General features: G+C 71.2%; 18 protein-coding genes. 6 read left to right on the top strand and 12 right to left on the bottom strand.

Features of this window, described 5'->3' with window-relative positions; translation table 11 throughout:
• The first annotated feature begins 591 nt into the window (after positions 1-591).
• Positions 592-1,962, top strand: coding sequence for a hypothetical protein (locus ACZ43N_RS31670; protein ID WP_468102484.1), 1,371 nt, complete (start codon positions 592-594; stop codon positions 1,960-1,962).
• 206 nt (positions 1,963-2,168) lie between these two features.
• On the opposite strand, the gene ACZ43N_RS31665 is transcribed toward ACZ43N_RS31670, so the two are convergent.
• The 5 genes from ACZ43N_RS31665 to trhA all read right to left on the bottom strand — a co-directional run bounded on the left by ACZ43N_RS31665 (position 2,169) and on the right by trhA (position 6,445).
• Entirely contained in the window at positions 2,169-2,537 is a 369-nt protein-coding gene (locus ACZ43N_RS31665; protein WP_468102483.1) for a hypothetical protein, read from the bottom strand.
• Positions 2,538-2,585: 48 nt separating this feature from the next.
• The gene (locus tag ACZ43N_RS31660) at positions 2,586-3,317 is read right to left on the bottom strand and encodes a Mut7-C RNAse domain-containing protein (RefSeq protein WP_468102482.1); all 732 of its coding nucleotides are present in this window, start codon (positions 3,315-3,317) and stop codon (positions 2,586-2,588) included.
• Between the two features lie 34 nt (positions 3,318-3,351).
• Positions 3,352-3,981, bottom strand: a complete 630-nt coding sequence (locus tag ACZ43N_RS31655) for a TetR/AcrR family transcriptional regulator (RefSeq protein WP_468102481.1) — start codon at positions 3,979-3,981, stop codon at positions 3,352-3,354.
• Between the two features lie 5 nt (positions 3,982-3,986).
• Positions 3,987-5,573 (bottom strand): DHA2 family efflux MFS transporter permease subunit, encoded by a 1,587-nt coding sequence (locus ACZ43N_RS31650; RefSeq protein WP_468102480.1) that lies wholly within the window; start codon positions 5,571-5,573, stop codon positions 3,987-3,989.
• Positions 5,574-5,686: 113 nt separating this feature from the next.
• Complete coding sequence (gene trhA, locus ACZ43N_RS31645) at positions 5,687-6,445, bottom strand: PAQR family membrane homeostasis protein TrhA (RefSeq protein ID WP_468102479.1); 759 nt, start codon at positions 6,443-6,445, stop codon at positions 5,687-5,689.
• A 350-nt stretch (positions 6,446-6,795) separates the two neighbouring features.
• On the opposite strand from trhA, the gene ACZ43N_RS31640 reads away from it, so the two are divergent.
• The 3 genes from ACZ43N_RS31640 to ACZ43N_RS31630 all read left to right on the top strand — a co-directional run bounded on the left by ACZ43N_RS31640 (position 6,796) and on the right by ACZ43N_RS31630 (position 9,555).
• Positions 6,796-8,622 carry a phosphoenolpyruvate carboxykinase (GTP) gene (locus tag ACZ43N_RS31640; protein ID WP_468102478.1) on the top strand — a complete coding sequence of 609 codons (1,827 nt, stop codon included), beginning with the start codon at positions 6,796-6,798 and terminating at the stop codon, positions 8,620-8,622.
• Positions 8,623-8,988: 366 nt separating this feature from the next.
• Positions 8,989-9,270 carry a type II toxin-antitoxin system Phd/YefM family antitoxin gene (locus ACZ43N_RS31635; protein WP_468102477.1) on the top strand — a complete coding sequence of 94 codons (282 nt, stop codon included), beginning with the start codon at positions 8,989-8,991 and terminating at the stop codon, positions 9,268-9,270.
• A gap of 3 nt (positions 9,271-9,273) precedes the next feature.
• A complete protein-coding gene (locus ACZ43N_RS31630; RefSeq protein WP_468102476.1) occupies positions 9,274-9,555 on the top strand; it encodes a type II toxin-antitoxin system RelE family toxin in 282 nt (93 codons plus the stop codon).
• Positions 9,556-9,988: 433 nt separating this feature from the next.
• On the opposite strand, the gene ACZ43N_RS31625 is transcribed toward ACZ43N_RS31630, so the two are convergent.
• The 7 genes from ACZ43N_RS31625 to ACZ43N_RS31595 all read right to left on the bottom strand — a co-directional run bounded on the left by ACZ43N_RS31625 (position 9,989) and on the right by ACZ43N_RS31595 (position 20,897).
• Positions 9,989-12,442, bottom strand: a complete 2,454-nt coding sequence (locus ACZ43N_RS31625; protein WP_468102475.1) for a galactose oxidase-like domain-containing protein — start codon at positions 12,440-12,442, stop codon at positions 9,989-9,991.
• The gene (locus ACZ43N_RS31620) at positions 12,439-13,719 is read right to left on the bottom strand and encodes a glycosyltransferase (protein WP_468102474.1); all 1,281 of its coding nucleotides are present in this window, start codon (positions 13,717-13,719) and stop codon (positions 12,439-12,441) included. Before ACZ43N_RS31620 ends, ACZ43N_RS31625 begins: the two co-directional genes overlap by 4 nt.
• A complete protein-coding gene (locus tag ACZ43N_RS31615) occupies positions 13,716-15,374 on the bottom strand; it encodes a phospholipid carrier-dependent glycosyltransferase (RefSeq protein WP_468102473.1) in 1,659 nt (552 codons plus the stop codon). The genes ACZ43N_RS31620 and ACZ43N_RS31615 overlap by 4 nt, the downstream gene beginning before the upstream one ends.
• Entirely contained in the window at positions 15,371-16,633 is a 1,263-nt protein-coding gene (locus ACZ43N_RS31610; protein WP_468102472.1) for a glycosyltransferase, read from the bottom strand. Before ACZ43N_RS31610 ends, ACZ43N_RS31615 begins: the two co-directional genes overlap by 4 nt.
• A gap of 233 nt (positions 16,634-16,866) precedes the next feature.
• On the bottom strand, positions 16,867-18,909 hold the full coding sequence (locus ACZ43N_RS31605; protein ID WP_468102471.1) for a thioredoxin domain-containing protein: 2,043 nt from the start codon (positions 18,907-18,909) through the stop codon (positions 16,867-16,869).
• Positions 18,910-18,981: 72 nt separating this feature from the next.
• The gene (locus tag ACZ43N_RS31600; protein ID WP_468102470.1) at positions 18,982-19,644 is read right to left on the bottom strand and encodes a response regulator; all 663 of its coding nucleotides are present in this window, start codon (positions 19,642-19,644) and stop codon (positions 18,982-18,984) included.
• Positions 19,641-20,897, bottom strand: coding sequence for a sensor histidine kinase (locus tag ACZ43N_RS31595; RefSeq protein ID WP_468102469.1), 1,257 nt, complete (start codon positions 20,895-20,897; stop codon positions 19,641-19,643). Before ACZ43N_RS31595 ends, ACZ43N_RS31600 begins: the two co-directional genes overlap by 4 nt.
• 236 nt (positions 20,898-21,133) lie before the next feature.
• Between ACZ43N_RS31595 and ACZ43N_RS31590 the strand changes: the two genes are divergently transcribed.
• Positions 21,134-21,571 (top strand): DUF6223 family protein, encoded by a 438-nt coding sequence (locus ACZ43N_RS31590; RefSeq protein ID WP_468102468.1) that lies wholly within the window; start codon positions 21,134-21,136, stop codon positions 21,569-21,571.
• Positions 21,572-21,789: 218 nt separating this feature from the next.
• Positions 21,790-25,038: a tetratricopeptide repeat protein gene (locus tag ACZ43N_RS31585; protein ID WP_468102467.1), complete on the top strand. Its 3,249-nt coding sequence runs from the start codon at positions 21,790-21,792 to the stop codon at positions 25,036-25,038.
• The last annotated feature ends 281 nt before the right edge of the window (positions 25,039-25,319 follow it).

Here is a 25,319-nt window from a genome sequence, read left to right as displayed (position 1 = left end):
ACACCCCATGACGGCCCGGTGACACCCCTCCGGCACCGACACCCTCATCCAGTGCACCACCCGGCGGTGGGATCCGCACATCGGTCGGCTCCGCCGACGTGACTGACCTGCGGCAGAGCAGGCCTCGCAAGAGGCCGACGGCACCCGCCATGCGTCGTCCGACCACCCTGGATAAGGTGGACAAGCGGTGCGGCCGACGCCGCCGACGCCGACGCCGCCGACCGCATGAGGCCCGCCCCCCTCCCCCCAACACACACACTGCGACGTGTTCGGCCCGCGTGTCGAACTGCTCCCTCCCGAACAGCTCGCTTTCCTCGCGGGTCGCCCACAGCCATCACGGCCGGACGCTTCGCGAGTTCGGTGAGGCCCTGGATGAGGCCTGAGACAGCCCCTCCCGGCCCCGCCCACGTCGACCGCCGCCGACGGCGCCGACAGCGCGGGCCGCCGTACCACCCGGCGTTCGTCACAGCGGTGACGCCGACGAACTCCCCCATCGCTGACCCCCTGCCCCCGCCGCTGCCCGCGCCCCAACCCCGCCCCCGCCCCCGCCCCCCGCACTCAGCCGAGTGCCCGTCCGCCAAGGGGAGATCCATGGCTTCTTCTGGTGGCTCGTCATCGGCCTCCGAAGGTGCCGGCCGTCCGGTCGCCGGGCGCCCGTTGAGCACCACGGAACGGGACGAGTACGAACGCTTGCGCAAGGCGGCCCATGGTCGCCACCGGCGTCTGCGCTACACGGCCACCTCCGTACTGCTGCTCCTGGCCTTCCTCTTGGCGCCGCTCGCCGTGGTCGCCGCCTGGGTGGACTCCGAGGTCTCCGACACCGACCGGTACGTCCAGACCGTCGCCCCCCTCGCCACGAAATCCTCCGTCCAGAACACCGTGACCGACCGGCTCACCAAGCGCGTGGTCGACAGCGTCGACGTCGCCGCCTTCACCGAGGCCGTCGCACGGACACTGCGGAAGGATGGGGCGCCGCCTCAGGTGGTCCAGGGCGCCGAGGCGCTGACCGGCCCGCTGAAGAGCGCGCTCGACTCGGCCGTCCACTCGGTCGTGTACAAGGTGGTGACCAGCGACCGGTTCGCCGAGGTGTGGGACGACGCCAACCGGCGGGCCCACGCCGCCGTGGTCAAGGTTCTCACCGGCGAGGGCGGCAGCGCCGTCCAGGCGGGCGACGACAGCATCGACCTGAATCTCGGCACCGTCATCGACGACGCCAAGAAAGAGCTGGTGAACGCGGGTTTCGACCAGGCCTCGAAGATTCCCGACGTCGACAAGACGATCACTCTGTTCCGGACCGACAAGCTGAACGAGGCCCAGGACGCCATGCGTCTGCTGAAGGTGCTCGGGACATGGCTCCCCGTGCTGGTGCTGGTGCTGGCGGGGCTCGCCGTCTGGAGCGCGCCCGCGCACCGCGTGGCGCTGATGACGACGGCCATCGGCATCGGGCTCATGATGATCGTGCTGCTCGTCGGTCTTGCCGTGATGCGCCAGGTCTATCTGGACTCCGTCCCGTCGACCGCCCTGCCGCGGGACGCCGCGGCCGACATCTACGACACCTTCCTCCGCTTCCTCAAGAACAGCACCGTCACGGTCCTGGTCATCGCGGTGATCACGGCGTTGGCCGCGTACCTGTACGGTCCCGGGCGCGGTGCCCGGTGGGTCAGACGGGGCGTGGCGGGCGGGACCGGGGCCACCGGGCGCACCATGGCGCGCCACGGCCTGCGTACCGGCGCCACCGGCCGCTGGCTGGACGCCCACGCGAAGTGGACCACCGGAATCGTCATCGCCGGCGGCGCGCTCGCCCTGGTGCTGTGGAACTACCCCACCCCCGGGGCCGTGGCGCTGGTCCTCGGCATCGTCGTCCTTGTGCTGATCGTCCTCGGCATGCTCGCCGCGGCCTCCGGCACGGCGGAACACCCGGGCGCCGAGGACCAGGTGGCATCCACCTCCGGGCAGGCGTGAGCAGGAGCACGTCCGGGCCCGGCTGAGGGAAACGGGCCAGTACGTCCGCGGGACCATCGGCGCCACCGGGCCCGCAGGCGAGGCGGAGCAGCTCGCGAGGCTCTCGGAGATCCGCGCCAGGGGCGGCCTCTCCGCCGAGGAGTACCGCCGGGGCCGAGGAGATGGTCCTCCCCTCATGACCGCACCGCACGGCTCGGGTCTCGCCCTCAAACACCGCCGAGGATCAGCAGGCAGAGCACCGTCTGGGCGCACCACTGCAGGATCACGGCCCCGTATCTGGCGGGAGCCCATCGCGTGCGCGGCAACGCGGCTGCCGTGAGGCCGAGTATCACGGAGGTCCAGAAGAAGGCGTGGAGAACACCGTCGGGGAGGGTCGGGCAGCCCTCGCCGTACATCAGGCAGCGGCCGGCCTCCTCGCTCAGGAGCGACAGGATGTAGGACACCCCGACCATCGGGAGCAGCAGGACGAGCCCGAGGCCCGCCCACAGGCTGAGGGTCCGGTGGGGGTTCGAGGCGGAGGGGCGGGGAGCGTTCACGGGGCCACGCTCGTCCGTGGTCGAGGAAGCGGTGTTCATGCCACGATTCAACGGGCCGGGGCCGGGCCGGGTGATCGGCTCCCGTACTCAACCCGTCTGGGTACGCGTCCTCAACGCTTCCCGCACGATCGCCTCCAACTGCTCGTGGTGCGCACCCTTCCAGTACGCCCGCCCGCAGTCACCGCACTGCGCGAACACGTCGTACGACCGTTGTGTGCCGTGCTCCAGACGGTCGGCCACCTCTTCCTTCGTGGCCGGCTTCAGCGGTCCGTTGCAGGCCGTGCACCGGGTCCACGGCCGGAGCTCCGGCGCGAACCGGTGCAGTACGTCGCGCAGTTGCTCGTCGGGCCGGGTGCTGTAGATGTACGCCCCGGCCCACAACTCCCGCCGTCGCAGCAGGCCCCGGTCGCGGCTGAGCATCACCCGCTGCTCGGTGGCGGACTGCGTGGCGAGCGCGGCGTCGCCGATGTCGGTCGACTCGTACGCGGCGTCGACACCCAGCAGCCTCAGCCGCCGCGCGAGCGTGCCGAGGTGGACGTCGAGGAGGAAGCGCAGGGGTGCGCCCGGTACGCGCTGGGGGTGCTCCACCGGGTGTACGGTCACCGACTCGCCGGCCGTCGGCACGTGCGACACCGGCACCTGGCGCCCGTCCACGAGCAACGCCCCGACCTCTGTCAGCGGGACGCCCAGGGACTCGACGACATGGCCGAGCGTGGAGACCCCGTCCGTGGCGAGCGCGGTCGCGCGCCCTCGGCGGTTGGGCGGGACGAACAGGGCCAGCTCGGGGGCGACTTCGACGTGGATCTCGGGACCGTTCACCTGGTCAGGATGGCATGACGGAGGGCAGGTGACCTCAGGTTTTTCCGGTGGCGAGGCCGTGTTCAAGGACGGCCAGGGCCCGGTCGACGAGGTCGGTGGGGTCGTCGCGGAAGTCGTTCTCGGCCCAGTAGCGGGCGACCTCCGCGAGGCCGCCGACGAGGGACATCGTGAAGACCCGGACCTCCAGGCTGTCCCGGTCGAGGCCGGTGCGGGTGGAGACGGCCTCGGCGATCTGTCTGCCGGCGACCGCCATGCTCTCGACCATGCGGGCCCGTACCGCGGGGACGGTGACCATCAGATGCGCCCGCAGCCGGGTGATCTCGGGCTCCTGCTCCATGCCGAAGCCGAAGGCCTTCGTCGTCACGGACCGCAGCGAGTCGATCCACGGCTCGTCCGCCGGCCGCCCGGCCAGTTCCGCGAGCAGGACGGGGTCGTACTCGTCCGTGATGACGATGTCCTCTTTGGTGGGGAAGTAGCGGAAGACCGTGGACGGCGAGACCTCGGCGCGGTCGGCGATCTGCTCGATCGTGGTCGCGTCGTAACCCTGTTCCTTGATCAACGCGTAGGTCGCGTCGCGGATCGCCGTCCGGGTCTTGATCTTCTTCCGCTCACGGAGTCCCAGCTGGGGGCCCTCGGTGGGGGGAGACGTGCGTGCGGGGCTCATGCGGGTCATTGTCGGCCATCGGCCCGCGGCGCCACCACGCCCGGGGCCTCGGCATCCTTCCCGGCCTTCCCCTCGTCCGGTTCCTCACCCTTCTTCCCGCCGGGCAGGAACGCCGCGGCCAGCGACGCCGATGCGAGCGCCGCGACGCCGCACACCAGCAGCACGACGCCCATGCCGTGCACATACGCGCTGTTCGCCGAGGCCGCCAGCTGCGCCGACCCGATCCGCTCGGCCACGGCATGTGCCGCGACCACCGATTCCCCGGCGGCGTCGGCCGCCGGTCCCGGCAGGCCGGTGACGTCGAGGCGGTCCCGGAAGGCGGCGGCGAGCAGGCTGCCCAGGAGCGCGATGCCGATCGCGCCGCCGACCTGCCGGAGCGTCATCAGCAGGCCCGAGCCGCTGCCGGCGCGGTCGCGGGGCAGGGCGCCCAACGCGCCGTTCATGGCCGGGATGAGGGAGAACCCGAAGCCGAGGCCGGTGATGGACAGCCACAGGGCGGTGAAGCCGTAGCCGGAGCCGGTCGTCGTACGGCTGCCGAGGAGGGCGGCGAAGGCCAGCACCGCCAGGCCCGCGCCGGCCGTGGCCCGGGCCCCCACGCGGGCGATGACCGGCGGGGCCGTGCGGGAGGCGACCAGCAGGCCGCCCATCATCGGCAGCAGGCGCACGCCCGTGCCGAGGGCGTCATGGCCGAGGACGGCCTGGAGGTAGGGCGGCAGGACGAACAGCAGGCCGGACAGGATGAACATGACGAGGGTCGCGGCGACCGTGTTGAACAGGAAGCCGCGCTGCGCGAGCAGGGTCATGTCGAGCATGGGGCGCTCGGCACGCCGCTCGCGCAGCACCAGCGCGGCGATGAGGATCACGGCCGCGCCGAGCGTGGCGATCACCAACGGGTCGCCCCAGCCCCGCGTGGGCGCCTCGATGATCGCGTAGACCAGGGCGCCGAGGCCGGTCGCGGTGAGCGCGGTGGAGACGGCGTCGACCTTCGGTGAGGCCGGGTCGCGGGTCTCCGGGAGGAGCAGGACGCACGCGGTGATGCCGAGCGCGGCCATGGGGACGTTGACGAGGAAGACCGAGCCCCACCAGAAGTGGTCGAGCAGCCAGCCGCCGATGATGGGGCCGAGCGGCAGGCCGAGCGCGGAGGCGGCGGACAGGATGCCGACGGCCTTGGTGCGCTCGTCGGAGCCGAAGAGCGCGGGCAGTACGGAGAGCGCGAGCGGGGTGACGAGCGCGGCGCCGACGCCCATCACCGCGCGGGCTGCGACGACCCAGCTCACGTCCTCGGCGAGCGCCCCGGCCAGGGAGCCGGCCAGGAAGACGCCGAGCCCCGTGATCAGTATCAGTCGCCGCCCGAACCGGTCGCCGAGGAGACCGGCAGGGAGCATGAGCGCCGCGAAGACGACGAGGTACGCGTCCGCCATCCACTGCTGCTCACCCGTGCCGGCGCCGAGGTCGGCGGCCATCGTCGGCAGCGCGACGTTGAGGATCGTCATGTCGAAGCCGAGCGTCAGCATGCTCGCGACGAGGGCGGCGAGGGCCCACCAGCGGCGGGGGTCGGGGCGCACGGCGCCCACGGGGGTGACAGTAGCCATGAAATGAAAGTAACTCTCAAAAAATAGTTACTGTCAACCGTGCGCTGGTGCGGGCACACGAAAAACGGCCACGGCGGGAAGCCGTGGCCGTGCCGAAGGAGGTGTCCGGACCGCTACGCGTGCTGGTACGCCACCAGCGAGATGCCGACGTAGTGCACCACGAACGCGGCGAGTGTCAGCGAGTGGAAGACCTCGTGGAAGCCGAACCAGCGCGGGGAGGGGTTCGGCTTCTTGATGCCGTAGATCACGCCGCCGGCGCTGTAGAGGAGCCCGCCGACCACCACGAGGACCAGGACGGCGATACCGCCGGTACGCATGAAATCGGGCAGGAAGAAGACGGCGGCCCAGCCCATCGCGATATAGCAGGGCGTGTAGAGCCAGCGCGGGGCGCCGACCCAGAAGACCCGGAACACGATCCCCGCGAGTGCCGCGCCCCAGATGCCCCACAGCAGCCACTGCCCCTTGGCGCCGGGCAGGAGCAGCATGGTCAGCGGCGTGTACGTACCCGCGATGATCAGGAAGATGTTCGCGTGGTCGAGCCGGCGCAGGATGCCGTCCATGCGGGGGCTCCAGTCGCCCCGGTGGTACAGCGCACTCACACCGAACAGCAGGCAGGCCGTGAGGACATAGATTCCGCAGGCGATGCGCCCCCGCGTCGAGTCCGCGAGGGCGGTGAGCACCAGGCCGGCGACGAGCACGGCCGGGAACATGCCGAGGTGTAGCCAGCCGCGCAGCTTGGGCTTTATCTCGTGGAGTTCGTCCGTGATCTGGTGGCTGATCTGGTGGGCGATCTGGTGCGGCAAGGAACGCGCGTCCGGACGGCGGCGGTCGGCCGGCGTCTCCGTGGGCGCGTCGGGGACGGGCGCAGTCATGTCCGGCATCGTACCTACGGAACCGTAACTTGCGGGACGGTGCAGCCTGTTCGAACCCTAGGAAGTGTCCATCGTCTCACGAGGACGCCCTATCGGGGGTACCCGGATGAGTTCCTGGATACCCGCGGTGAAGCAGTGGTGACCCACGGAAACCTCTCGGACGCGAACGGAGGAGTGGCGATGCTCACGGTGCTCACGTGTGAGGCCCTCTGGACATATGGGCACTCCCGTCGGATGATCAAATGAGTGCGGTCGGCACCGGATGAGCGCCCAAAGATCCAACCGTGAAGCATCCGGGTCGCAGCCCCCACGGGGCCTCCAACAAAAAACCCCTCATTTTAGGAGCAATCGTGGCGCGCGACATCGCGGCTCCCCCGTCAACCGTCCCCACCACGCACCGAGAACTGATCTCGTGGGTGAACGAGATCGCCGAACTGACCCAGCCGGACAACGTGGTCTGGTGTGACGGATCCGAGGCCGAGTACGAGCGCCTGTGCGAGGAGCTCGTCCAGAAGGGCACCTTCCGGAAACTCGACCCGATAAAGCGCCCGAACTCCTACTACGCGGCCTCCGACCCGACCGATGTCGCCCGGGTCGAGGACCGCACGTTCATCTGCTCGGAGAAGCAGGAGGACGCGGGTCCGACCAACCACTGGAAGGCCCCCGCCGAGATGCGGGACATCTTCCAGGGCGAGAAGGGCCTGTTCCGCGGCTCGATGCGCGGCCGGACGATGTACGTCGTCCCGTTCTGCATGGGCCCGCTCGGCTCGCCGCTCTCCGCGATCGGCGTCGAGATCACGGACTCCGCGTACGTCGCCGTCTCCATGCGCACGATGACGCGCATGGGACAGCCGGTCCTGGACGAGCTGGGTTCCGAGGGCTTCTTCGTGAAGGCCGTGCACACCCTCGGGGCACCGCTGGAGCCCGGCCAGGAGGACGTCCCCTGGCCCTGCAACAGCACCAAGTACATCTCCCACTTCCCCGAGACCCGCGAGATCTGGTCGTACGGCTCCGGCTACGGCGGCAACGCGCTGCTGGGCAAGAAGTGCTACGCCCTGCGCATCGCCTCCGTCATGGCCCGCGACGAGGGCTGGCTCGCCGAGCACATGCTGATACTCAAGCTCACGCCGCCGCAGGGTGAGTCGAAGTACGTGGCGGCGGCGTTCCCGTCGGCGTGCGGCAAGACGAACCTCGCGATGCTGGAGCCGACGATCTCCGGCTGGACGGTCGAGACGATCGGCGACGACATCGCGTGGATGCGCTTCGGCGAGGACGGACGGCTCTACGCGATCAACCCCGAGGCCGGTTTCTTCGGCGTCGCCCCGGGCACCGGCGAGCACACCAACGCCAACGCCATGAAGACGCTCTGGGGCAACTCCGTCTTCACCAATGTCGCGCTGACGGACGACGGCGACATCTGGTGGGAGGGCATGACGGAGCAGACGCCGGCGCACCTCACGGACTGGAAGGGCAACGAGTGGACGCCGGCGTCCGAGACCCCGGCCGCCCACCCCAACGCGCGCTTCACCGTGCCCGCCTCGCAGTGCCCGATCATCGCCCCCGAGTGGGAGGACCCGAAGGGCGTCCCGATCTCGGCGATCCTCTTCGGCGGCCGGCGCGCGACCGCCGTACCGCTGGTGACGGAGTCCTTCGACTGGAACCACGGCGTCTTCCTCGGCGCGAACGTGGCGTCCGAGAAGACGGCGGCGGCCGAGGGCAAGGTCGGCGAACTGCGCCGCGACCCGTTCGCGATGCTGCCGTTCTGCGGCTACAACATGGGCGACTACATGGCCCACTGGATCGACGTGGCCAAGGACAAGGACCAGTCGAAGCTGCCGAAGATCTACTACGTCAACTGGTTCCGCAAGGACGACCAGGGCAAGTTCGTCTGGCCGGGCTTCGGCGAGAACAGCCGCGTCCTGAAGTGGATCGTGGAGCGGCTGGACGGCAAGGCGGAGGGCGTGGAGACCCCGATCGGCATCCTGCCGACGGCTGACGCGCTCGACACGAACGGCCTCGCACTGTCCTCCTCCGACCTGGACTTCCTGCTGACCGTCGACAAGGAGGTGTGGCGGGAGGAGGCGGCGCTCGTCCCCGACCACCTGAACACCTTCGGTGACCACACGCCGAAGGAACTGTGGGACGAGTACCAGGCCCTGGTGCAGCGCCTGGGCTGATCCCCCGCATGACTCCGCGGCCGGCCGTATATGGGTTGCCCTGACCAGCGACGTCTCCTCGGCCGGCCGCGGTTTGTTCTTTGCGTGGTGAACTGCGGCCCTTGAGGAGAGCGAGCGCAAGGCGTGCGAGCGGCGTGCGGCCTCGGGGCTGCCGGTGCGGTCGCCTCAGGCCGAGCGAACGGCCACGGACCGGCTGACTGCCGACGTACGAGCTCACAGGCTTGGCGGGCCCGGCAGGAAAGCCGCCGACTCCGCGCCGAACGGCCGACTTGCCGGGCGCCCCGCCCAGATGCCCGCGTGCCCGCGCGGCGCCCTGCTCGCCACCGTCGACCGGCGCCCCTCATGTACATCTGCTACATTTGTGACATGAGTGATCCGGTGATTGAATCCATGGCCGCTGTCCGCAGCCACCTCGCCGACGTCATCGACCGCGCTCGCCGGGAGGAAACCCCGACGATCATCACGCGACGCGGCAAGCAGGAGGCTGTCGTGATCGACATCCAGGAGTACCAGCGCCTGCGTGAGATCGCCGAGAACGCCGAAGAGGCATGGCTCAACCAACTGGCCGACGAGGCCGAATCGGAGGGTACGGAGGGGTCGGTCTCGCTCGAAGAGATGGCGGCCTTGCTGCGCTCCCACCAGGGCTGACCCATGGGATACATCACGCGCTTCACGCCGCACGCCCAGCGGGACATGCTCAAGGTTCCGCGCCCCGACGCCCTGCGCATCCTGTACCGCCTCGCCGAACTCCAGAAGGCCATGGACGCGGAAGACACGGCGTCGTTCGACATCAAGGCGCTGCAGGGCCACAGTTCGCGCTGGCGGCTCAGGGTCGGCGACTACCGCCTCGTCTACACCGTCGAGGACGGCCAGCTGATCGTGTGGGTCCTGGCGGTCGGCAACCGTCGCGACGTCTACCGCCAGGTTCCGTAGGGCCGCCGGAGGGTGGGGCAGCGTACGACATCCGAACTGGCGAGGCGTAGGAGAGCGTCACATGCGTCGTCTGCCGACCGCCAGCACGCACCGGCGGTGACCCGACCGCCATCGAGACGCTGCTCCGATCGGCCTGTGCGCCGCCGTACCGAGAGCGCAGCTCGTCGAGGGCGAGCACCTTCACGCCGCTCTGTGTCGTGCCCTTGACGGGCAGCCGGTGCCCCCGGCCGCGCCGGACTGTCGTCAGCACGTGCAGGTCTCGCCCGGAGCCGCGCACATCGTCGGCCGCGCGTGAACCACGCGGTGAGCCCGAGCCACCGCGGTGCGCAGGCCACGGCCCGGTAACCGGCCAAGTACCGTCGATTACCGGGCCGCTGCCCAGCAAGGGGCGCGGTGTTCAAGGCGGCGTCCCCTCCGCTCGGCCGCCCCCTCCTCAGCCGTGCCCCACATCCCCCTTCCCGCAAGCCAGACCGTCCCCATTGCGGTCCAGCCTCAGCGGGTCGTCCTTGCCGTTCAGTTTCAGGCGGCCGTAGCCGTTGTCCTTCAACCAGGCGCAGCGGGACGTGGTCGTCGGCTTCACCTCCGTTGGGAAGGCCGTCGGGACGCACACGTTCGCGGAGCCGTAGTGGCGGTCGCAGCCTGCCAGCGTGGGGCTCACCTGCTTCGACTTCGTCTTCTTCTTCGGGCCCGTCGTCTTGCCCTTCAACGCGTCCGCGAAGTCGTGGACGTGCGCCGACGGGGTCTCCCCGGAGGCCTTCGCCAGGGCCGACGGGCCTTGCAGGTGGACCCATTCCGCCACCGACGGGACGCCGTTCGCGTCCACCGCGAAGAGCATGTACCAGCCCGGCGGCGCCAGGTTCGGGTTGCTCGTCACGTTCAGGTCGACGTTGTTGCCGTCGACCGACAGCGGCAGGTCCACATAGCGCTGGTTGGGGTCGGAGGAGTGCGTCACCGCCGCGGGGCGGATCAGTTCCGCCTTCGCGATCGGACGGTCGACCGTGATGCGCTGCGTGTCCCCGTACACCCACTCCCTGTCGATCACCGACGTGATCTTCGGGCGGGCACCCTTCAGCAGGTACGGCGGGGTGTAGACCGACACGTTGTGGTTCCAGCTGCCGTTGCCCGGGTTGTCGCCCGTCGCCATGACGCGGCCGTCGGGGAGCAGGAACGCCGACGAGTGGTAGCCGCGGGCCTCGGGGTCGGCCGCGACCGGGTCGAACGTGTTCGTCGCCGGATCGTAGATCGACGTCTCGAAGACCGGGTTGGCGCGGTTGTGGAGGCCGCCGCCCGTCTCCAGGACCTTGCCGTCGGGGAGGAGGACCGCGGAGACGTACATCTTGCCCTGGTCACCCGTCTGGGCGACCTTGCCGGCGCCGAGGTCCACCGTGCCCTGCGGGATCGGCGGGCCGGCGACGTACGCCGGGTTCGGGGCCTTGAGGTCGATGATGTCCGTCAGACGGTTCGCCTCCGGGTTGGACTCGATGTTGCCGCCGCCGAGGGTGAGCACCTTCTGGTCCTGGGCGGGGGGCAGCAGAACGCTCGCGGACTGGTCGCGTTCGTCCTTCCTCTGGAGCCCGGACACGGACGTGACCGTGTTCGCGCCGTAGTCGTAGATCGCCGAACCCGTGCCGGGGATGTTGTTGCCGAAGACATGGCTGCCGGAGTAGAAGAGGCGGCCGTCCTGCATGAGGATCATCGACGGGTACAGGCCCCAGTACGACCAGGTCTGGTTGACCTTCCAGAGTTCGAGCCACTTCTGCTCGGCGTCCGACCACAGTTCGGCCGTCACCGAGCCCGTCGAGTCCTCGCGGAGACCGCCGAACGAGATGACGTCACCGTTGCCGAGGATCGTCGCCGACGGGTACCAGTGGCCGTCGTTCATGTCGTTGGTCTTGCTGTACGTCTCGGTGACCGGGTCGAAGACGTACGAGTCCTTGTAGCCCTCGTAGCCGTGCGAGCCGTTGGCCGCCGGGTACGCCTTGTTGCCGCTCATCACCAGGACGCGGCCGTCGTCCAGTTGGACGTGGCCCGCGCAGAACATGTCGTCGGGCGTCGGGATCTGCTTGTACGTGCCGTTCTTCGGGTCGTAGACCGCCGAGGTGAACGTGCCCGCCTTGAACATCTCCTCGCTGTTGCCGGAGCCGGCGATCAGCAGCACCTTGCCGTTGTTGAGGACGACGGAGTGCATGGAGCGGACGGGGTTCTGGGTGGGCAGGACGTCCCAGCGGCCGTTCGCGCACTCCGCCGGTGTGCCGGTGCACTCGGGTTCGGGGACGGGGTCGGCGACCTGGTCCATCGTGTAGTCGTCGGTGGTGACGGACCCGGTGCCGTAGACGGAGACGCCCCAGGTGATGCGGTCGGTGCCCGCGGGGACCTCCGGGGTGCGGACCGACGCCTGGGTCCAGTTGCCCGCCATGTCCAGGGTCTTCAGGTCGGTCCAGTACTGCCAGCCCGCGGTGGTGTCGTGCCGGAAGAGGGTGAGGGACGTGTCCGGGGTCGTCGACTTGTACCAGAGGCCGAGGTCGTACTGCTTGCCCACCGAGACCGAGGGGGCGCAGGCCGTCGACTCGGTGATCAGGGCCTTGCGGTCGCCGGAGACCCGGCGGGTCAGCTCGACCTTCATGGCCTTGCTGCCGGAGTGGGCGTCCGCGACCGTGGTGAAGCTGAAGTCGTTGTCGCCCCAGCCGGACTTCTCCCAGCAGTACGGCATGTCGGCCGCGCCCGGTGGGCCCGCCGTCTCGAAGCCGGGGTTCTGGACGAGGTTGGCGGCGGACGCGGACTGGGGTGAGACGAGGAGGAGGCCCGAGGCGAGGGCGCCCACGGCGAGCAGGGCGGTTCTGCGTCTGGGTCTGATCCGTATCGACAGGCGGTTCTTCACACGGCTCATGCTGTTCTCCTTGCGGACTCGGCCGAACCGGACCGCTGCTCGGCCTCCGTGCTCTCGGCCGAACCGGGTCCCGGTCCGGCCTTCTGCTCCCCGCCGCGCTCCCCACGGCGAGGCTTCCTGCGGGGCAGGTAGACGAGCGCTTCCGTGCCCGCGAAACGCAGGACGAACGTCGTCACCAGGGCGAGTGCGGTGGCGGGCAGTGCCCCCATGCCGAACTGGCCGACGAACAGGGCGATCAGCGGGATGCGCAGCACCAGGTCGGCGTTGGCGAGCACCGCGAACCGGCCGATGCGGTCCCAGCCCTTGCGGTGGACCCGCCGCTCGCGGAAGCACAGGTGCTCGATGAGGAAGAAGTTCCAGAGCACCCCGAGCTGGTTGGCGAGGATCTCGGCGGGGACGTAGTGCATGCCGGCCGAGGTCAGCGCGTGCAGGCCGGCCAGGTTCGGCAGGAAGCCGGTGACGCCGATCAGACCGAAGACGATCATGCGGGCCAGCGGTGCGGCGGTGCGCAGGCCGGCGAGGTGGCGCAGGAACCTGAGGCCCTCCTTCGCGGTCGACTTGGACTCGCCGGCGAAGCGGTCCTGGAAGACGAAGGGCACCTCGGTCACCTGGCGGGGGCGGCTGCGTACGGCGAGCTCGAGGAGGATCTTGTAGCCGAGGGGCTGGAGGATCTCGGCGGTCACGGCGCTGCGGCGGATCGCGAAGAAGCCGCTCATCGGGTCGCTGATGCCGTGCAGCCGACGCGGGAAGAGGGACTTGGTGAGCCAGGTCGCTGCCCGTGAGACGGCGACGCGGTAGCTGCCCGCGAGCCCGGCCCGGCTGCCGCCCTTGATGTAGCGGGAGGCGACGACGAGACCCGCCGTCGCCCGCTCCCCCGTCGCCACCAGTTCGGGGACGAGGGACGGCGGGTGCTGGAGGTCGCCGTCCATGACGACGATCCAGTCCGAGGTGGCGGCCTTCATGCCCTCGACGACGGCGCCGCCGAGTCCGCCCGTCGGGCGGTCGCGGTGCAGGACGGTCACCGGGAACGGGCAGTCCTGAGCGGCCTCGTTGATCACGTCGGGGGTGTCGTCGGTGGAGTCGTCCACGAAGACGACCTCGCACGGCAGCCGCGTGGGCACCGTCTCGGTGATCTGGTGGAGCAGCTCCCGTACGTTGGCGGACTCGTTGAAGGTGGGGACGACGATGGTGACGGCCCCGGGCTCGGGCACCTCGGCCCCGCGCACCGCCGGATCGCCCAGTTCCTCGGGGACGACGGACTCGTAACCGCTGCTCATCGGTCGCCTCCCGCGGCCTGGATCCTGCGGATCTCGATGCGGTCCTCGCCGGTGCCGAAGGTGGCGACCGGCGTGGAGTTCTCCATCGCGGCCCGCACGTTGGGCAGGTCGACCGCGTCGCGCCGTACTGTCGGGGAAGCGACCACGTAGTCGAGGTCGCGCCAGCCGCGCGGCATCGTCTTCGTGACCGCGGGGTCGAGGTCGGCCTTGTAGAACCAGATGACGCCGAGGCCGGGCCTGTAGCCCTCGTGGACGAGGTCGAGCCAGAGCGCGTCGTCGACGAGGACCCGGGTGTCGCCGGGGTCGTCGACCTCGCTGCCGAGCCACTTGACGGCCTGCTGGTAGGGGGCGTTGGCGTCGAACGTCATGGCGGTGCGGTTGCCGTCGTACCAGCGCGGGACGACGTACACGGCGGCCGCGGCGGCGAGCGCGACGGCCACCACGTACCGCGTCCAGGTGAGCGGTCGTCTCTCGGTGGCGGCGCGTCGGCGGCGCAGTACGCCGTGGACGACGCTGGCCGCGCCGCCGGCGAGGACCAGGGCGAGGAAGGGCAGCGCCTGGATGACGTACATCGCGGGCAGGTAGCCGGGGCGCAGGGCCATGCCGGCGAGGATCGCCACGGCGAGGGCGGGTCCGGCGAGGGCACGGGCGGTCACCGACCAGCGCCAGGTGATCAGGAGCAGCAGGGCTCCGGCGAGTCCGCCGAGGGGCAGGACGCGGTCGTAGTAGAGCCACGACTGGAGAACGCCGTACGAGCCGGTGCCCTCGGTGAGGAGGAAGCCGGAGCCGGGACGGCTCATCTGGTAGACGATGCCGTCCCAGAGGGAGACGTGGCCGTCGCCGGGGAACAGCTCGCCCTTGAGGAGGGCGAACAGCGGGTACGACACGCCGATCAGGGTGCAGGCGGTGACGGCGCCGGTGATGGCGAACTTGCGGGTGTCCCGGTGGCTGTGCCGCCACATGGTGAGCAGCACGGCGGGCAGGACGAGGAGCATCGTCTCCTTGGTGAGGACGGCCGCGGCGGCGGCGATGCCCGCGCCGAAGTGGTGCCAGAGGTGACGGCTCGGGGAGGCGGCGAGGCAGAACGCGAGCAGCGTCCACATGACCGCGATGTTGTCGAGGAAGATCTCCCGCTGGAGGACGACGGACAGCGGGGAGAGTCCGAAGAGGGCCATGCCGAGGCCCGCGGCCCAGCGGGGCAGGGAGAGACGGCGGCCGAGGACGTAGACGAGGACCGCGCTGACGGCGCTGACGACCAGCATCACCGCGCGCATCGAGCCGACGGTCATCGACTCGGGGGCGAGCTGCGCGGGTATCCAGGTCAGGACGGCGATCTGGATCCAGCCGAGGGGCGGGTGGTCGTACCAGTACGTGTAGTGGGCGAGTCCTCTGCCTTCCTGGACGGCCCAGGCCTGGGCGAGGTAGGTGCCCTCGTCGTCGCTGAGGGTCGGGTAGTCGGCGATGTTCCAGCCCTGCACGATCATGATCCCCACGAGGAGGAGTCCGCACAGGAGCAGGTCGGGGCGCGAGTCGCGCAGGCGGCCGGGCGAAACGGAAGGAGTCGTTCGACCGGTCGAACGGGCTGTGGGCGCAGCTGTCCGCTGCGCGGGGACCTTGACTTCCGTCTTGGTCTCCGCGGGAAGTGTGGAGGTCACGCAGGAACGTCCTCTCGGTTCACGTTCGCGAGATGTGCGCCGACATGGCTGGTCAACTCCCAGTCGTTGCGGCCGCGTTGCTCGCGCCACACGGCGCGGACGGCGGCGAAGGCGAGGAGCACCTGGTAGAAGGGGCCGCCCACGATGAGCTTGACGTAGTGGGCGAACCGGACGCGGAGGCCGTACTGCTTGCCGAAGTCGTGCAGTCCGACGACCTCGAACACGAAGGTGACGAGGGCGGTGACGGCCGGCAGGAAGGTGATGAAGGCGATGCCGACGGGCACGTCGAGGAAGAGCGCGATGGCCACGTTCAGCGGGATGATCACGCCGGAGACGGCCTGGAGATACGGCGTCATCAGGGTGTAGCGGGCCAGCAACCGCTGTCGGAAACTGGGCAGTTGCTTCCAGTCCCGCTTGCGGTAGACCTGGAGGAAGCCCTGGTTCCAGCGGGTGCGCTGCTTCATCAGCGACATCAGGCTGCCGGGGGTCTCCTCGCGGGTGACCATGTCGGAGTCGTAGGCGACGACGACTTTCTTGCCGACGCTGGAGAGGCGTACGCCCAGGTCGCAGTCCTCGGCGAGGCAGTCGGGGTCCCAGCCGCCGGCGTCGCGCAGCACTCCGGTGCGGACGAAGACGGTGTTGCCCCCGAGCGGGATGAACCCTTTCTGCGCATGCAGGTGCAGCCGGGAGCGGAACCAGAAGAAGTACTCCAGGCAGTTGCGCAGGCTGTACCAGCTGGAGTGGAAGTTGATCAGCTGCACGCCGCCCTGGACGACGTCCGCGCCGGTGGTGCGGAAGGCGTGGTCGACGTGGGAGAGCAGCTCCGGGTGGACCTGGTCCTCGGCGTCGAAAACACCGACGACGTCACCGCGGCAGTGCGGCAACGCCGTGTTCATCGCTTTCGGCTTGTTCTTTTTCTCATGGTGGTCGACGACGACGCGGACCCGCGGATCGCGGGCCTCGGCCGCCCGGGCGACCGCCGTGGTCTCCGGATCGTCGTGGCCGACGATCACGATGATCTCGAAGTCGTCGTGGCTGGATTCAAGTAGTCGTTGGATGGTGTGGTCGAGCACGGCCTGTTCATGGCGTGCGGGCAGCAGCAGCGAGAAGGACACATGTTCGTCCCCGTCGGGTCTGCTGAACCGGGTGGAGGCGAGCACCTCGGGCGTGCGCCACGCGTGCATCTGCCACCACAGGGTGAAGGCCGCCATCCAGAACAAGGCCAGCGAGACGACGGCAATGAAGACTGACGTCAGCAAGAAAGATCCCCCCAGATCCCAAAGCCCCCTGTCACGACCGGAGTTCACACCCCTGACGGGGCGTCACTCCGGTCGCGTACCAGTGCAGAGACTAGGGGGAAACTGTGAATCCTGTGGACCCTTCCGATAAATAGCGTGTTTCCGAACGACAGACACCACAAACGGACGAGTCCGAACACTCGCCCAATTCCAGCCAGTTGTTCGACCTCGTCCCCGCATGTCAGGGGCGCTTTTCAGCCGTTCAGCGCTGTTCGAAGCGCCGTACGAAGACGGTCGGTGTCCGTCGTGGGCGCGTCACAGGTGAAGTTACGGCAGACGTACGCCGCCGGTTCACCACCGACGAGCGGACGGTCGGCGAGCAGCGGCAACTCGTCGCTGCCCTCGGCCCCCACGGCGACGACCGCGCCCGGCGCCGTGCCGAGCAGAGCCGTGCGGTGCAGCTCCTTCGTCCGCGGATCACCCTCCGGTCCGACGATCGCGACCTCACGGGGCCCGTCGAGCAGCGCCTCGGCGGTGGCGAGCCCCCAGCCGATGAACCTCGGCGCCCGCGGCCCGAGCGCCTTCACCACGCCCAACGCCCGCTCGGCGGCGCTGCGATGGGACTCGGACTGGGTGTGCGCGGCAAACGCCAACAGCGCCCCGGCCGCCGCACTCCACCCGGAGGGGACGGCGTTGTCGGTGGGGTCCTGGGGCCGCCGGATGAGCTTCTCCGCGTCGGCCGCCGTGTCGTAGAGCGCCCCGGACTCCTCGTCGACGAACCGGACGAGCACATGGTCGAGCAGGAGCCCCGCGAACTCCAGCCAGACGCCCTCGCCGGTGACGGAGGCCAGCGCCAGGAACCCCTCGGCGACGTCCGCGTAGTCCTCCAGGACCCCCGCATGGGCTCCGGCCTGCCCGTCCTTGCTGGTACGGGCGAGCCGCGCCTTCTCGTCCAGGTGCAGCCGTACGAGGAGGTCGGCGGCGGTGACGGCGGCGTCCACCAGGTCGGGCCGGTCCAAGTAGGCGCCGGTCTCGGCCAGCGCGGCGACGGCGAGCCCGTTCCAGGCGGCGACGACCTTGTCGTCCCGGCCGGGCGCGGGGCGCTCCGCACGGGCCCGAACGAGCCGCTCCTTGACCGACGTGATCCGATCGGCGTCGAACACGCCTTCCTGTTGCGGGAGTTGCAGGACGGACGCACCGTGCTCGAAGGTGCCCTCCTCGGTGACGCCGAAGTACTGGGCGGCGAGCCGGCCGTCCTCCTCCCCCAGCACCTCGGTCAGCTGATCCGGGGTCCACACGTAGAAGGCGCCCTCGACGTGCCTGCCGGTCCCGTCGTCGCTGTCGGCGTCGAGCGCGGAGGCGAACCCGCCCTCGGCGGTGCGCAGTTCACGGACCATGAAGTCGGCGGTCTCCAGCGCCACCCGCCGGGCGAGCTCGGAGCCCGTGGCCCGCCACAGATGGGCGTAGACCCGGCAGAGCAGGGCGTTGTCGTACAGCATCTTCTCGAAGTGCGGGACGACCCACTCGCGGTCGACGGAGTAGCGGGCGAAGCCACCGCCGATCTGGTCGTAGATGCCACCGCGGGCCATGCGCTCGCAGGTGTCCCGCGCCATCTCCAGGGCGCCCTCGGAGCCGGTGCGGGCGGCGTGCCGCAGCAGGAACTCGATCACCATGGACGGCGGGAACTTCGGCGCGCCGCCGAAGCCGCCGTGGGAGGCGTCGTACTCGCGGGTGAGGCCGAGCAGCGCCTGGGCGAGGTCCTGCTCACCGGGCACGTCGACGGCGGCGAACTTCAGCTCCCGGCCGGCCAGGTCCCGGACGATCTTCCCGGCCACCTCGGCGACCTCTTCCCGCCGGTCCGCCCAGGCCGCCCGCACCCCCTCCAGCACCTGACGGAAGGAGGGCATGCCGTGGCGAGGCGCCGGCGGGAAGTACGTGCCGAAGTAGAAGGGCTCCGCTTCCGGGGTGAGGAACACGGTCATGGGCCAGCCGCCGTGCCCGGTGGCCGCCTGCACCGCCTCCATGTAGACGGCGTCGACATCGGGCCGCTCCTCGCGGTCGACCTTGACGTTGACGAAGTGGGCGTTGAGGTAGGCGGCGGTCTCGTCGTCCTCGAAGGACTCGTGGGCCATCACATGGCACCAGTGGCAGGAGCTGTACCCGACGCTGAGCAGGACCGGCACGTTCCGCTTGCGCGCCTCTTCGAACGCCTCGGCCGACCAGGGCCACCAGTCCACCGGGTTCTCGGCGTGCTGGAGGAGGTAGGGGGAGGTCTCGTGGGCGAGTCGATTCGGCATGCGGTCCATCATTCCCCAGTACCCTGCCGGGGCCGGACAGCACGCGCCTCGGGAAGGCGGACGCATCCCGCCTCAGCGGGTACGGGGCGCCACCAGGCCGGACTCGTAGGCGAGGACGACGAGCTGGGCGCGGTCGCGGACGCCGAGCTTGGTCATGGCCCGGTTGACGTGGGTCTTCGCGGTCAGCGTGCTGATGACCATGCGGCCCGCGATCTCGTCGTTGGACAGACCGTGCGCGACCAGGGCCACAGCCTCGCGTTCGCGGTTGGTCAGCTCCTCCAGCCCCGGGCCGACGACGGGCCCGGGCGGCTGGGTGACGTACCGGTCGATCAGCTTGCGGGTGATCGACGGAGCGAGCAGGGCGTCACCGCGTGCGGCGACCCGTACGGCGTGCAGGAAGTCCTCCGGGACGATGTCCTTGACCAGGAACCCGGCCGCGCCCGCGCGCAGCGCGTCGAGGACGTACTCGTCGAAGCCGTAGTTGGTGAGGATGACCACGTGCACCCCGGCGAGGGCCGGGTCCGCGGCGATACGCCGGGTCGTCTCGATGCCGTCGAGGACCGGCATCCTGATGTCGACGAGCGCGACGTCCGGCTGGTGCGCCCTGACGAGGGCCAGCCCTTCCTCGCCGTCACCGGCCTCGGCCACCACCTCGATGTCGTCCTCGACATCGAGCAGCGCACGGAAGCCGCTGCGCAGGAGCGGCTGGTCGTCGACGAGCAGCACGCGGATCATGAGCGCTCAGCGGGGACGGAGCGGCCCTCGCCGCCGACCGGCAGGCCGGTGGCCACGGGGCGGCCGTCGTCCACGGCAGGCGCCACACCGCCGGTGCGGTCGCCGCCGACCGGGAGGTCCGCAGCCACGGTGCGGCCACCGTCGACGGGAAGGCAGGCCCGGACGGTGAAGCCGCCCCGTTCACGTGGTTCCGCGCGCAGTCGGCCGCCGAGGGCCGTGACCCGTTCGCGCATGCCGACCAGGCCCACGCCGGGCACCACGGGGGTGTGCGGGGCGGCTGCACCGTCGTCGTCGACACGGATCGCGAGCGCGTCCGGGCGGTGGTCGACACGGACCGACACCGAGGTCGCCGAGGCGTGCCGGGCGACGTTGGTGAGGGCCTCCTGGACGACGCGGTAGACGGTCCGTGCCACCGCGGCCGGCACGTCCCGGCGCTCCCCCACGACCGTCAGCGTCACGTCGAGACCCATCGCGCGGGCCCGCTCCACCAGCTCCGGTACGTGGTCGAGCCCGCGCGGCGGACTCGTGTCGTCGTCGCGCAGCGCCTCCAGCGTGGCCCGCAGCTCCCGGTTCGCCTCCCGTCCCGCCTCCTGGATCGCCAGCAGGGCCGCCGGCACCTCCTCGCCACGCCGGCGGGCCAGATGGACGGCGACCTCGGCCTGCACCTTGATGATCGAGATCTGGTGGGTCAGCGAGTCGTGCAGCTCCCTGGCGATGTGCAGCCGCTCCTCGTCGGCCCGGCGCCGGGCGGTCTCCTCGCGGGTCCGCTCGGCCTCGTCGGCACGCCGTTCCGCCTGCCGCAGCGCCTCCCCGGCGGCGCCCGCCGCCACCAGCCAGGCCAGTTCGAGGGCACCACGGGCCCGCGCGAACGCCTCCCCCAGGTCGTGCAGGGAGACCAGCGCGGCCAGCGGGAGGGCCGCCAGCAGCGCCACGGACGCGACGACGGTGATGACGCGATGTCCTTCCCGTACGGCGGCGTAGACGGCGAACAGGAACGCGACGGCGGGTACGTCGAAGCCGGCCGCCTGGTATCCGGCCGCGCACAGCCCGGTGACGGCGAGCACGGGAACGGGGGCCCGGCGGCGCACGGCCAGCGCGAGGCCGCCGGACGCCAGCAGCGCGAAGCCGAGTGCCTCGGACGCGGCGGACGGGTGGTCCACCGACATCCCGGTGACCACCAGCGTCACCGCCACACCGACCGCGATCGCCCAGTCCCTCACACCGGCTCCGACACCGGCCCGTCCCCCGCTCATGGGCGCACCCTAGCCGGGCGCCGCGCCGGGCGAGTCCTGCGCGAGGAGGAGGCGCCGACTACCGCGTACGCAGCACCTCCGCCCCGGCCACGACATCCACGGCAGGAGGGGCGCCACCCCGGCGGCAGCGGAAAGTGCCTGCGCCCGCGGGACGACCGGGGGCCGGGCGGACGGGCATCGTCGAGGCACGCCCGGACGGAGGAGTCGGGGCACGTGGAACGGAAGAGGGGAACGCCATGAGCGCATCGGGGTCGGGAGAGGTACTGCTGCTGGCGGTGGCCGGCGGTGCCATCGGGGACGGCCGGACCGGGGCGGTCGTGGCGGCGGTGGTCGCCCTGATCAGCACGGCGATCGGCGGCCTGGCGCTGGCCCGCGCCACCGGCCGGTTCGGCTGGGGAGGCGGTGAGAGGAGCGGCGCTCGGGCGGGAACCGCGGTCGGAGCGGGCGCCCGGGCGGGGTCCGTGCGGGGCTGGGCGGTGGCGGCCCTGCTGGCGGGGTTGGCCGGGGTGGCCCTCGGCGCGCTGCACCTGGCCACGTCCAGCGGCGGGTTCGGCACCGGCAACGGCCGGGCGGGGGCCATCGTCGCCATGCTCATCGGGGCCGGCGGCATGGCCCTGGGCCGCTTGGCCCTCACCCGTGGCCGCCGCCGCAGCAGCACGGTGGCCACCGGCTGAGGGGCGGGGCGATCCCGCGCAAACCGTGGGCGGGCGCCCCCCGCCGCAACGGTCCGCCGCGCCCGTGGTGACCATGTGTCAAAAGGTGTGCCGTGCACACGCATGACCGCCCCTGCGCCCGCGCATGCGACGTCGGGCTGATCCACGCCCTCTCGCCAGTGCGCCCCATCCGCTCCACACTGGCCTGGGAAAGCCGTTACGGCGAAGGGGGACGTGTGATGCGGGACAGCCACCGGGGGGAGGCCGAACGGCTGTTGGTCCGGGCGGTCGAGGAGGAGGTCCGCAGGTCGGGTGGCCGTACCGACGGAGTCGTCCTGCTGGGGCGCGCACGGGCCGCGCTGGACACGATGGCGCAGAACGCGGCGGAGGAGTACGAGGCGTACACCCGCGCGCTGGACGAGTCGGAGGCCGGCCGGCTGACCTTCGGCCAGCGCTACGCGCGGGAGGGCTCCGGAACTCCCTTGCTGGTGGCGGCCGTCGCGGCCGGTACCGCAGTGGTCGCCGACCTGTCGTTCGGCGTCGACGCGGGCACCGCCGTGAGCACCGGCCTGATCGTCGGCGTCGCGAGCGCCGTGGCCACGGTCCTGAAGGTGACCGCCTCGCATCTGCCTGCCGCGCACCACCGCGCGGGCGCCCTTGGCCAGCCCGGAGGGCCTGAGCAGCTGCGGTTGCAGTGGCTGACGGCGCTGGAGGTGCGCGGGATACGCCCGTTCCTGGACCAACAACGTGTCCTGGCCGCCTCCACCGCGAAGAAGAAGGCGCCCCGGCTGCGGGGGGCCGACAAGAGCGCGGCGGCCCGTCGGCGCAACGTACTGGAGCAGTCGTTCGCCCAACTCCCGGAGGCGGACGACCGGTTCGCGGGCCGGCGAGCGGAGATGGCGAAGATCCGCCAGTGGGTGCAGGCGGCCCGCGCCGAGACCGAGACCCGGCCGACGGTGGTCGTACTGCACGGCGCGCCCGGCTCCGGACGCACCGCTCTCGCCGTCCGCGCCACCCACGACCTGCGCGACTACTTCCGCGGTGCCTGTGTGGTCGATCTGCGCGCCGACAGCCCGGGTGAGACCCCGCTGTCGACGCGGGACGCGCTGATGCATCTGCTGAACCGTCTCGGCGCGCCCCGCGAGCAGTTGCTCTTCCGTGAGCGCACCTCGCAGGACCAGCAGGTCAAGCGGCTGAGCGAGCTGTACCACCAGCATCTGACGGCGCTGCCGGTCACGATCGTCCTGGACGACGCCTCCGACCCCGAGCAGGTCCGCACACTCGTCCCCGAGCGCTCCGACAGCCTCGTCCTCGTCACCGCCCGCGCCCCGCTCGCGCTGCCCGCCGACCTCCCCGCCTGGGTGCACCAGCTCCCCGTCGAGGCGCTGGACGGCGACGGCACGCGGGAACTGCTGGGCACGGCGGCCCAGGACGCCTCGGCGCTGTCGGCCGGGGCGAACGAGGGCTCACCCGCGACGGCCGCCTCGAACTCGTACGACGTCGAATCCCTCTCCCGCATCCGGCATTTGTGCGGCGGGCTGCCGCTCGCGCTGCGCGTCGCCGGTTCGTCCCTCGGCCCGCGCACGCCGCGCCGGCTCGCCACGGACCTGGGCGCGTACGGCCCCGTCGAACCGGTCGAACGAGCACTGTGGCTGCGGTACACCGACCAGTCGGACCCGTCCCGGCGGCTGCTGCGCCGGCTGGCGCTGGCGGGCCGGGCCTCGCTGGGCGCGGCCGCAGCCGCCTCGCTGCTCGCCACGGACGAGACGGAGGCGACCCGCCATCTGACCGCACTGGCCCGCGCCGGTCTGATCGACCATGTGCACGGCAACCGCTACCGGCTGCACGACCTGGTGCGCGCGTTCGCCCAGGCCCGGCTGCTGGACGAGGAGGAGCCGAGCGAGCGGACGGCCGCGCAGGAACGGCTGATCGTCACGTACGCGGACCTCGCCGACTCGGTGCTCCGGCTGGTCGACGGCAACATGTCGACCCGCTCGGACCGCTTCGGCTCGCACGGTTTCGTGTCGCTGGACGAGGCGCTGCGCTGGCTGGACGACGAGACGAGCTTCATCACCTCCACGCTGCGGCACGCGGAGGGCGTGAACCAGGCGGCCGTACTGAGTCTGCTGGGCGCGCTGTGCGACTACTGCCTGCTGCGCGGCGACCTCTACCGCCTCGGTGAGCTGAGCGAGCTGGCCCAGTCGGTGGACCAGGGCCTGCTGACCCGCTCCGTCCAGTGGCGTACGGGCATCGCGGCCCGCCAGCTGGGCGAGCTGGACAAGGCCCGCACGACGCTGGCGTCGGTGGTCGACCTGTACCTGGAGACCAACCACGACGCGGGCGCCGCCCGGGCCCTGTGCTCCCTGGGCATCACCCTGCACCACCAGGGCAATCTGACCGAGGCGGCGGCCAAGCTCCACGAGGCCCTGGACATGCAGGCGGTCCCTCAGCTGGCGGCCGACCGCGCCTGGACGATGCACGCGCTGGCGGCGGTCGAACGCGACCGCTCCCGGCTCGCCGACTCGCTCGACCTGCTGACCCGCGCCCTCGTCATCCACCGTCAGCAGGAGTCCCTGCACGGCGAGGGATGGGCGCACTTCCAGCTCGGCCAGCTGCTGCTGCGCATGGGCGACGTTCCGCGCGCGGAGGGCGAACTCCGCACCGCGCTCGACCTGTTCGGCCGTACCCGGGACCCGCGGGGTCAGGCCTGGAGCATGACGCAGCTCGCCCGTGCGCGCCTCGTCGCCGGTGATCCCTCCGCCGCTGTCGACGGCCTCCGTCAGGCCCTCACCCACCACCGCGACAACGAGGACGCCCGCGGTGAGGCGTGGACCGGCTACTACCTGGGCCAGTCCCTGGAGGAGACGGGCAACCTCGACCAGGCGGTCAGGGAGCTGGAACGGTCGCGGACGATGTTCTCGCGGATGCGTGACGTGTACGGCCTGGCCTGCGCCCGGCACCACTCGGCGCGGGTCACCCGGGACCAGCGTGCCGTCCAGACGGGCTCACTGCGCAACTCGGGCTTCGCCCGCCAGCTGCTGGTCGACGCCCGGGCCGACTTCCAGCGCATCGGCGTCGCCCACGGCGAGGCCTGGACCTGCCTGGAACTGGCGGTCGTGGACGCCGGCAACGCCCGTACCCCGCAGGCCCTCGCCCTCTGCGACGAGGCCGCGCGGCTCTTCGCCTCCTACGGCGACCGCCGCGGCGAGGACTGGGCCCGCTTCCTGCGCTGCACGATGCTCCCGTACGGCGCCCCCGGCGGCGTCGAGATCGGCACGGCCGTGGCCCAGGAGGAACTCGCCCAGCTCTCCCGCACGCCTCACCCCCTGCGCGACGAGAAGCTCACCGAGTACATCGAGGCCTACGAGCTCCTCCTCGAACGCGGCGTGAACCTGGAGGCCGGCTGGCGCGCCTGGACCCTCGGCATGGTCCCGAACCGTCACGCCCGCGAGGTGATGGGGGTGGCGGTGGCAGCGGGGCAGGGGTGAGACGGGCCGACGCCCGCGGGGCGGCGTGCCCTCAGCGGTGGCCCGCAGCTCGGCGTGCCCTCAGCGGTGACCCGCAGCTCCGTGTGCCCTCCCCGGCGGCCCGCAGCTCCGTGTGCCCTCCCCGGCGGCCCGCAGCTCCGTGTGCCCTCCCCGGCGGCCCGCAGCTCCGTGTGCCCTCCCCGGCGGCCCGCAGCTCCGTGTGCCCTCCCCGGCGGCCCACAGCTCCGTGCGCCCTCCCCGGCGGCCCGCAGCTCCGTGCGCCCTCCCCGGCGGCCCGCAGC

The sequence above is a fragment of the Streptomyces sp. NPDC030814 genome (assembly GCF_055572155.1).
This window is presented reverse-complemented; position numbering and strand designations above follow the sequence as displayed.